Annotated in this window: 7 protein-coding genes; 1 reads left to right on the top strand and 6 read right to left on the bottom strand. The window is 57.1% G+C overall.

Annotated features, from left to right (window positions below; all coding sequences use genetic code 11):
* The 5 genes from epsC to hemL form a co-directional block, all read right to left on the bottom strand.
* Positions 1 to 693, bottom strand: a 693-nt coding sequence (gene epsC / locus VKV18_RS13005; RefSeq protein ID WP_414647197.1) for a serine O-acetyltransferase EpsC, incomplete at its 3' end; no start/stop codon positions are given.
* A 111-nt stretch (positions 694 to 804) separates the two neighbouring features.
* The gene (gyrA, locus tag VKV18_RS13000; RefSeq protein ID WP_324204626.1) at positions 805 to 3,354 is read right to left on the bottom strand and encodes a DNA gyrase subunit A; all 2,550 of its coding nucleotides are present in this window, start codon (positions 3,352 to 3,354) and stop codon (positions 805 to 807) included.
* A 73-nt stretch (positions 3,355 to 3,427) separates the two neighbouring features.
* Positions 3,428 to 5,437 (bottom strand): hydantoinase/oxoprolinase family protein, encoded by a 2,010-nt coding sequence (locus VKV18_RS12995; RefSeq protein ID WP_324204625.1) that lies wholly within the window; start codon positions 5,435 to 5,437, stop codon positions 3,428 to 3,430.
* Positions 5,438 to 5,445: 8 nt separating this feature from the next.
* On the bottom strand, positions 5,446 to 5,961 hold the full coding sequence (locus tag VKV18_RS12990) for a hypothetical protein (RefSeq protein ID WP_324204624.1): 516 nt from the start codon (positions 5,959 to 5,961) through the stop codon (positions 5,446 to 5,448).
* Positions 5,961 to 7,268: a glutamate-1-semialdehyde 2,1-aminomutase gene (gene hemL / locus VKV18_RS12985; protein WP_324204623.1), complete on the bottom strand. Its 1,308-nt coding sequence runs from the start codon at positions 7,266 to 7,268 to the stop codon at positions 5,961 to 5,963. Before hemL ends, VKV18_RS12990 begins: the two co-directional genes overlap by 1 nt.
* A gap of 128 nt (positions 7,269 to 7,396) precedes the next feature.
* On the opposite strand from hemL, the gene VKV18_RS12980 reads away from it, so the two are divergent.
* Positions 7,397 to 8,398, top strand: coding sequence for an isocitrate dehydrogenase (NAD(+)) (locus VKV18_RS12980; protein WP_324204622.1), 1,002 nt, complete (start codon positions 7,397 to 7,399; stop codon positions 8,396 to 8,398).
* 53 nt (positions 8,399 to 8,451) lie between these two features.
* On the opposite strand, the gene VKV18_RS12975 is transcribed toward VKV18_RS12980, so the two are convergent.
* The gene (locus VKV18_RS12975) at positions 8,452 to 9,471 is read right to left on the bottom strand and encodes an ABC transporter permease (RefSeq protein WP_324204621.1); all 1,020 of its coding nucleotides are present in this window, start codon (positions 9,469 to 9,471) and stop codon (positions 8,452 to 8,454) included.
* Positions 9,472 to 9,481 lie beyond the last annotated feature (10 nt).

Here is a 9,481-nt window from a genome sequence, read left to right as displayed (position 1 = left end):
TTGCGGGGCATCGTAAGGCACGTTAGCGGCAGAGAGTTGCCTTTCCATGCGCAGAATAAGCTCCTCAAGCCTCTCATTATGCTGCTCGAGCAGCTCTAATCGCCTACGCAACTCCTGAATAACCACATCCTGAGGGTCTACTCGGTTAATAACGTTATCCATAACAGGGCTTTCGGCATCGCTAACGCGAATGCCATCACGACGCACAATGCGCCCTGGAATGCCTACCACCGTGCAGTTCGGTGGAATGTCTTTATTGACAACCGCGTTGGCTCCAATGCGGCAATTGTCCCCTATGGTCACCGGTCCCAAAATGGCGGCTCCCATACCCACCAACACGTTATTTCCCAGAGTCGGATGGCGTTTCTTGCGTTCCAGGCTCGTTCCACCGAGTGTCACATTATGATAGAGCAAAACGTCATCACCTATCTCCGCCGTCTCTCCTATTACCACGCCGTCACCGTGGTCAATAAACAGCCTACGTCCGATTTTCGCCCCCGGATGGATTTCGATATGGGTGAAAAAGCGTGTTATCTGCGAGAGAAGGCGTGCCAACCAGCAACAACGATGTGTCCATAGCCAATGCGCGATTCGATGCGACCAAATGGCGTGCAAACCCGGGTAAAGCAAGGCATCCAGTACATTACGCGCCGCGGGGTCTTTTCTTAAAACGGTCTGTATATCTTCACGCATCCGGGAAAACATCTCCGGCAAGCCCCCTTCCATCAGGGTGTTCCTTTCTTACCAGGAACCACTCAGAGTACGTTTGTGCAATCGAAACGGCTTCAACATAGCGTTAGGCCCCTACTGATCCGCAGTGGCCGAGGCGATCTCCTCACCTTCGACCTCATCGGCCAAGTCCGTTTCCAATAGGCGCTCGATGGTAGCCACCCGATCGCCCTCTGCGAGATCGATCAGCTTTACACCTTGGGTGCTGCGACCTGCCAGCCGAATACTGGCCACGTCTATGCGAATCGCGACTCCTTTTTCCGTCAATAAGATGAGCTTATCTTCTGAGCGCACGATCACCGCGTCTACGATCTTGCCCGTTCGCGGCGTAACGTTCATGGTGATGATGCCCCGTCCCCCTCGCGACTGAATGCGATACGAATCGAGGTCGGTGCGTTTTCCAAAGCCATTTTCGCTGGCCACCAGCAACTGGGCATCGCGATCCTCCGGCCGCACGATGGCCACGGCAACTACAACATCACGCAATGCTTTGGTGGCCGGATCGCGCAACTCGATGCCACGCACACCCCCTGCAGCACGCCCACGCTCCGGCACATCCGTTTCGGGGAAGCGAATGGAAAGCCCTTCACGCGTTACCAGAATGATCTCGTCGTTACCGCTTGTATGGCGAACCCATCTAAGGCTATCTCCCTCCTCGATATCAAAGCAGATCAGGCCGTTGGCGCGTAGGTTCGCAAACTCCGACAGGGCGGTGCGTTTCACCTCGCCGTTCTGAGTTACCATGAGGAGATAGCCTGGCCCGTTGATATCTTTAATGGGCAGTATCGCCGTGATCTGTTCGCCGGCCTCCGTTTGGATGAAGTTGTTGATATGCTGCCCACGCGCTTGTCGGCTCACCTGAGGCACCTCATAGGCCTTCAAACGGTAGACCCGCCCCTTATCGGTGAAAAACAGAATATAGTGGGTGGTGGTGGCCACAAAGAGATGCGATATCTGGTCTTCCTCTTTAAGCTTCGCGGCCTGCACTCCCTTTCCACCACGTCGTTGTGTGCGATAGGTATCGAGCGGAACGCGCTTGATATAGCCATCCCGCGAGATGGTCACCAACGTCTTCTCTTCAGGAATAAGGTCTTCTTCGGTGATCTCATCCGCTTCGGTCTGAAGAATTCGGGTGCGCCGCTCATCGCCGTACTTATCGCGCAAGGCGCGCAGCTCGTCCTTGATCATCTTGGTGACGCGGGCGGGCGTTTCCAAAATATCCTCTAGCCCCGCGATCTCTCGCAGCAGATGACGATACTCGTCCTCGATCTTCTGGCGTTCTAGGCGGGCAAGCTGACGCAGTTGCATGCTGAGAATGGCATCGGCTTGAATCTGTGTGAGATTGAAGCGGGCGCACATCTCGGCCCGCGCCTCTTCACTGCTTTGGGAGCGTCGAATGAGAGCGATGATCTCATCGAGAAAGTTAAGCGCGATCTGAAGGCCTTCTCGAATATGCGCCTGATGGCGTGCACGCGCCAACTCATAGCGCGTACGCCGAATGATGACCTCGCGCCGATGTTCCAGATGCGCTCGAATGATCTGGGCAAGATTGAGAATACGAGGCTGTCCGTTAACAAGGGCCAGCATAATGGCCCCAAAAGTTTGTCGCAGCGCCGTGTGCTTTAAGAGGAAATTGACAATGCGGTTGGGCACCACATCGCGGCGCAACTCGATAACGATGCGCATGCCGTTGCGATCGCTAAAATCGTTGATGTCGGTGATGCCTTCCACCCGCTTATGTCGCACCAACTCCGCGATATGTTCGATGAGGCGTGCCTTATTCACCTGATAAGGCAGTTCGGTGACAACAATGGCATTGCGCCCTCCATCCATCGGCTCGATCTGCAGGTTTGCCTGCATCACAATGCGTCCACGGCCGGTGCGGTAGGCTTCCCGCACCCCTTTTGTGCCCAAAACGAGCGCTCCGGTGGGAAAATCGGGGCCGGGAATGAAGCGCAAAAGGTCGTCTGGCGTGGCATCGGGATGATCGAGCATGTAGATAGAGGCCTCAACAACCTCCCGAAGATTGTGCGGGGGGATGCTGGTGGACATCCCAACCGCAATGCCCTCCGCACCGTTGCAAAGCAGGTTCGGAAACTTGGCCGGAAAGACAGTAGGCTCTTGCCTTGACTGATCGTAATTGGGCATGAAATCCACGGTGTCACGATCGATGTCCTCCATCATCTCCACGGCCAGTGGAGTGAGGCGGCACTCGGTATAACGCATCGCGGCGGGAGGATCGCCGTCAATAGAGCCAAAATTCCCCTGCGGATCGATTAGGGGGTAGCGATAGCTAAAATCTTGCGCCATGCGAACAAGCGTAGCGTAGATGGCCGCGTCGCCATGTGGATGGTAGTTTCCCATGCATTCGCCCACCACCTTGGCCGACTTCACCCGCGCGGAACCCGGGCCTATCCCAAGCTCACGCATCGCATAAAGAATGCGGCGTTGCACCGGCTTAAAACCGTCTCGAGCATCCGGTAAGGCCCTTGATACCAAAGTCGAGATGGCATAGCCTAAGTAGGAGCGCCGCAGCTCCTGCTCTATGTCTACCTCGATCAGCCTCGGCTCAGCTCCGTTTTGTCCTTCTGTAGGTAGTTTATCGTCCGCCAAAGTTGTCTCCAAACCCCTTTGCTTTTTAGAGGTACAGGTACTTATTATACCCGCTCAAGCCCTATTATACCCTATTTATGTAGAACTATGTATTCTGTTTTCTGAGTAACAGGCAACTAAAGGCCTGCTGATGACAGCGCCAGCCCGTGGGAACATAGATCGTCGCATCGGTTTGGGTTAGGATGCAAGGGCCGGCCAACCCGCTCGGCCCTCGCGGCAACTCGAACCGGTCGTAAAGGGGGACGGAAATCCACCTCCCGTTTTCATAGACAGGCACCGATGATGGCAATGAACTGGCTATACCTGTTTGAGGCACAAGAGGAAACTGGGGTGGTGCCAGCGCCGCCGTCGCCACCAGCCTTAACCCCACTATCTCAATCGGCTCCTCCAAGGCTGCATAACCGTACTGTTCCTCATGCGCTTCGTGAAACGCCTTCATTGCGGCCGACAGCCCGCCGCGCGTAGGTTTTGGCAGGCGCAACGAATGCCCCTGCCCTCGGTAGCGCATCTCTAAAAAAGGCTTCGCCTCCCAATCCCCACGTGCCAATCCCTCCCGACGCATCTCCTCCGCTGCCATCCGATACAAGTTGCGAAAGCCCTCATGGACTGCATTCCACGTGGACAATCCTTGGCCGAGTGGCAGCGCATGAACATACTCGCGACGAATATCGGCCAGAGCCAACCCAAGCGCCGAGAACGCGCCGGGGCACGGAGGGACAAGCACCTGGGGAATGCCCAGAGCCTCCGCCAACTCGCAAGCGTGAAGTCCGCCGGCTCCCCCAAAACAGAGTAAGGTGAACTGCGCCGGATCGCGTCCCTGCTCCACCGAAATACGGCGCAAAGCACGCTCCATCGCCATGTTGACCACAGCGATCGCCCCGGCTGCAACCGCTTCCGGCGCCAACCCAAGCCGCTTAGCCAACTTCCCGAACTCAGTCTCCACCCGCCCTCGATCTAGCCTTAAGGCCCCGCCAAGACGCACCTCAGCCGGTAGACGCCCCAACAGTACATGGGCATCCGTTATCGTAAGCTCATCCCCCACACCATACGCCACCGGCCCCGGGTAGGCGCCGGCACTGCGCGGCCCCACCCGCAACGCCCCTGCAGCATCTAGGTGCACAATCGAACCCCCTCCGGCACCCACCGTGTGAATCGCTAACATGGGAATGCGCACGGGTAACCCCGCGATCTCCCCCTCCGTTTGCGTAAACCAAGCGCCGTTCTCTATCAAAGCCGTGTCTGTGCTGGTTCCCCCCATATCGAAGGAGATGAGGTTCGTATAACCCAAAAGCTTTCCCAGTTTCGCGGCTGCAATCACGCCCCCGGCAGGGCCAGAAAGTCCCGTTCGCACCGCTTTCTGCCCCGCTTCCGGCGCCGAGAGTGACCCTCCATCCGACTGCATCACGCGCAAGCTACGGCAGCCATACACACCTATCTGCTCGGATAGCCGTCGCAGATACCGCTCCATAATCGGCCCCACATAGGCATTCACAACGGTTGTGGAGGTGCGCTCATACTCCCGCATCTCCGGTGCTATCTCGTGTGAGAGCGAAACCCAAAAACCCCTGCTCCGCGCTAGCTCCCCAATGCGGCGTTCGTGGGCAGGATTCAGGTAGGAAAAGAGCAAGCAGACGGCGATCGCTTCCACCTGCTCCGCTTGCAAATGCTCCAGCAAGCCCTCTACTTCCGCCTCTTGTAAAGGGATAAGGATATTGCCTGCGGCATCGAGGCGTTCGTTGACCTCCAAGCGTCTCTCTTGGCTTAACAGACATGGACGCGGGCTTGGCGCAAGGGAATAGAGCTGTTGCCGTGCCTGCCGGCCTATGGCCAACACATCGCGAAACCCCTTCGTGGTGATGAGCGCCGTAGAGGCCCCACGCCGTTCCAAGAGGGCGTTCGTGGCCACCGTGGTTCCGTGCACCATAGAAAAACCTACCTGCAGAATGCCCTCAGACTGCAATCGCGCCAAACCGGTCAGCAGGCTGCGCGAGGGATCATCCGGTGTAGAAGGAACCTTGAGAACATGAAGACGCTCTGCATCAAGCACCACAAAATCGGTGAAGGTGCCGCCCGTGTCTACACCGAGAATCTGCATGGGCACGTCTATTCGTCGTCTTTTGAAGAACTCTCATCAGAAGCAGAACGGTTTTCATAAATCCAGCCGTCTGCCAAATATCCCATCCATAGACCGATTGAGATGCCTGCAAAAAGCTGGGCAAAGAGCAATGGCGGATTGAGCACGAGCGCAGCAAGAGCCAGCAACATACCCCAAAACGGCACCCCCATCAAACAACCGCCCAGGGCACCGGCAACAACAACGGAGGGAACGCTTATCAAAGGGCTGTAAAGCGCGGCCGCTCCCCACAGCCCCTTACGGGCACGCCCTATGCGCACAAGCCAATACCAAAAAAGACCAAACCCACCGGCCATGGGAGGGGTCAACTCGGCGGCCATCCAAAGCCGTGCCAAAAGGCCATCACTGCCAGGCGGGAAGAAGGAGCGAACCTGAAGCAGGGTAAGCAGCAGCCACTCTATTCCAAAAACGATCGGCATGTTAAACAAGATGCGTGCCAGCAACTCCACGCCTGTTGGGCGGTATCTTCTGCGTCCCTTCGCCATTACGCAACCTCTCTTGCTTTCTGAAACCCCACCCGAGCGGCCTCAATAAGCCGATAAATATCTTCCTCGCTCATGGCATCCGAGAGAAAGGCCGATTCGAATTGAGAGGGCGGCCAATAGACACCCTCCTCCAGAAGCGTACGAAACCACCGGGCGAAGCGTTGTATATTGGAGGTTTTGGCCTGCGCATAGTTGCTTACCGCCGGTAGGTCTGTAAAGAAAACGGTGATCATGCTTCCTATCTGGTTAACGACAACAGGCACCCCCGCCTCCTCAGCAGCGTAACGGAGCGCATCTGCCAACTGACTCCCCATTGCGTCGAGCCGCTCGTAGAGCACATGGCGTCGCGCTTTTAGCGTTTGAACCATAGCCAAACCCGCCGCCACGGCCACAGGGTTTCCCGAAAGAGTACCGGCCTGGTAGACCGGCCCTACCGGTGCAACCACATCCATGATGTCGGCGCGGCCTCCAAAAGCCCCTAATGGCAGGCCCCCACCGGCGATTTTGCCCAGCATCGTGAGGTCGGGCAGAATGCCGAATCGCTCCTGCGCACCGCCATAGGCGAGTCGAAACCCGGTCATCACCTCATCGAAGAGCAGGAGCGCCCCATATCGTTGGGTGACTTCCCGTAGGGCCTCTAAAAAACCTGGTGTGGGCGGCACACACCCCATGTTTCCAACGACCGGCTCCACGATCACCCCCGCAATGGCAGAGCCGTACTCCTTAAAGGCGGTATGTAAAGCCTGGATGTCGTTATAAGGAAGGGTTAGTGTGTTGGCCGTAATGCTTGCGGGCACTCCAGCACACTCCGGCAAGCCCAACGTTGCCACCCCGGAACCGGCCTTGGCCAACAAAAAATCGGCGTGACCGTGATAACACCCCTCGAACTTCACGATAACATCGCGTCCTGTGTAGCCCCTTGCAACGCGAATGGCACTCATCGTGGCCTCTGTGCCCGAAGAAACAAGCCTTACCTTCTGCAGGGACGGCACGGCCTCGCACAACGCCTCGGCAAACTGAACCTCCAACTCGGTCGGAGCGCCAAATGTGGTGCCGTACGGCAACTGCGCACTAATAGCGCTCAAGATATCGGGATAAGCGTGCCCTAAGAGTAGCGGCCCCCACGAGCCAACACAGTCGAGATAGCGATTGCCATCCACATCGTAGAGGTAGGCGCCCTCGCCGCGTTGAATAAAAACAGGGTCGCCTCCCACCGCCTTGAAAGCGCGTACCGGCGAGTTTACACCGCCGGGAATAACCTTTACCGCGCGCTCATAAAGCTCCTTAGAACGTTGACGAGCCTTCATCTTTCCTTTTCCTACGGTCTCTATCCATTCTACCCACTTTTGCCGGAATCTTGCCGCGCGGAACCTTATGCCGCGAGCCGAAAATAGAGTAAAGTTAATAGAAGAGCTTTTCGAGAGGAGAAAAGCGGGTGAAACATACTATAACCCTTATCCCCGGCGATGGCATTGGCCCCGAAGTTACCGAGGCCGCCGTCCGCGTGGTGGAGGCTGCCGGAGTGGAGTGCGAATGGGAACGCATGGAGGCCGGCGCCGAGGTGGTCGCGAAATATGGCACACCGGTCCCCGATGAGGTCATTCACTCCATACTCAAGAACCGAGTCGCCCTCAAAGGGCCTATCACTACGCCCGTAGGCGTGGGCTTCCCCAGCGCCAATGTCACTCTGCGCAAGCGGCTCAATCTCTACGCCAATGTGCGGCCGGCCCGCACCATTCCCGGCGTCCCGTCGCGCTACGAGCATGTAGACCTCGTGATCATCCGAGAAAATAGCGAAGACCTCTACTCTGGCCTCGAACACATCGTGGTGCCCGGCGTGGTCGAGAGCCTTAAGATCATCACCGAGGCGGCCAGCCTACGGATTGGGCGCTATGCTTTCGAGTATGCTAAAAGCCACGGTCGCCGAAAGGTTACTGCGGTTCATAAAGCGAATATCATGAAACTCGCCGATGGCCTTTTCCTTGAATGTCTCCGGCGTATCTCACGCGAGTTTCCTGAAATCGAATATGAGGAGATGATCGTAGACGCAACCTGCATGAACATGGTGATGCGTCCGGAGCGTTTCGACGTGATGGTCATGGAAAATCTCTATGGGGATATCCTCTCCGATCTCGCCTCCGGGCTGATCGGCGGCCTTGGTTTTGCCGGCTCGGCCAATATCGGCGAGGGCGGCATCGCGCTGTTCGAGGCCGTGCACGGCTCCGCACCCGACATCGCCGGCCGCCGCATTGCCAACCCGATCGCCCTTATCCTTTCTGCGGTGATGATGCTGCGTCATCTAGGGGAACAGGAGGCCGCCAACCGCATCGAAAACGCCGTTATGAAAGTGATGGCGGAAGGGAAAGTGCGAACGCGCGATATGGGCGGCGAGGCTACCACCGATCAGATTACCGACGCCATTATCGCTGCGCTGTAGAGCAAGAATACCATGGGGCGAAAGGTCTCTCCTCTCCCCGCCCCATGGCCTGTTTAGGGGCGGTTCTTGCGCTGCTGAATGGCCGTAACGAGCACGGCAACCAACAACACGCCGCCCACCACCGTCCCCTGCCACAGGGTAGGGTTGTTAATCGTAAGGTTGATGGCGCTTAGGATCATCTGCAGAAGGCAGGCTCCAAGCACCGTTCCTACCACACTCCCTTCTCCCCCCATAAGGTTCGCCCCGCCAATAACGGCGGCAGCCACCGCGTTAAGCTCGTATCCAAGTCCGTTTTGAGGGTCGCCCTGCTGCCCATAGCCCGCGTAGAGGATGCCGGCCACACCTCCCAAAAAAGCGCTGGCGCAGTAGGCAAAGAGGAGCACTCCAAGAACATTCACCCCGGAGAGCCTTGTGGCCTGCTCGTTACCCCCAAGGCTGTAGATATAGCGCCCGATGCGGGTGCGGGTGAGAATGAAATGCGCCGCAATGGCGATGATCAGCAGGAGTACTGCTGGGATCGGCACGGCAAAGAAGGTGCCCTTAAACAGCTGCCCGTTCGCCAAGTTGATAAGAAACGGATACTTTGAGATGGGAACCGGTAGTTGCCCGTTCATCAATTGCGCCTGGCTCCTCAATATCGTGAGAGAGGCCAGAGTCACCACAAAGGCCGGCAAACGCAATTTTCCTATCAGCAAAGCGTGAACCGCCCCTATCAGCAGGGAAACGGCAAGCGCTACCACAATCGCCGTTGGCACAGCAATGGTGGGTGGCAAGTGCGTTGCCGTCATCGCCAACACCATACCGCTAAAAGCGATGAGAGAGCCTAACGAGAGGTCTATGCCCGCCGTAATGATGACCAGCGTCTCGCCAATAGAAAAGATCGCCAGCAGCGCGATCTGCAGCAGCATGTTTTGAATGTTTTGGCGACTGTAGAAGGTATCGCGCGCAGGAGAGAAGATGAGCGCGAGACACAACAGCACTAACACAATAACTACACTGCTCTCGCGTGCCAGCAAGAGGCGGCGCCAGTTAAAAAGAGGCTCGCGTAAACGCGATGCTTCGGTCGTCTCCATAAGGTATCCC

Source organism: Chthonomonas sp., from assembly GCF_035294505.1.
Classification (GTDB): domain Bacteria; phylum Armatimonadota; class Chthonomonadetes; order Chthonomonadales; family Chthonomonadaceae; genus Chthonomonas.
This window is presented reverse-complemented; position numbering and strand designations above follow the sequence as displayed.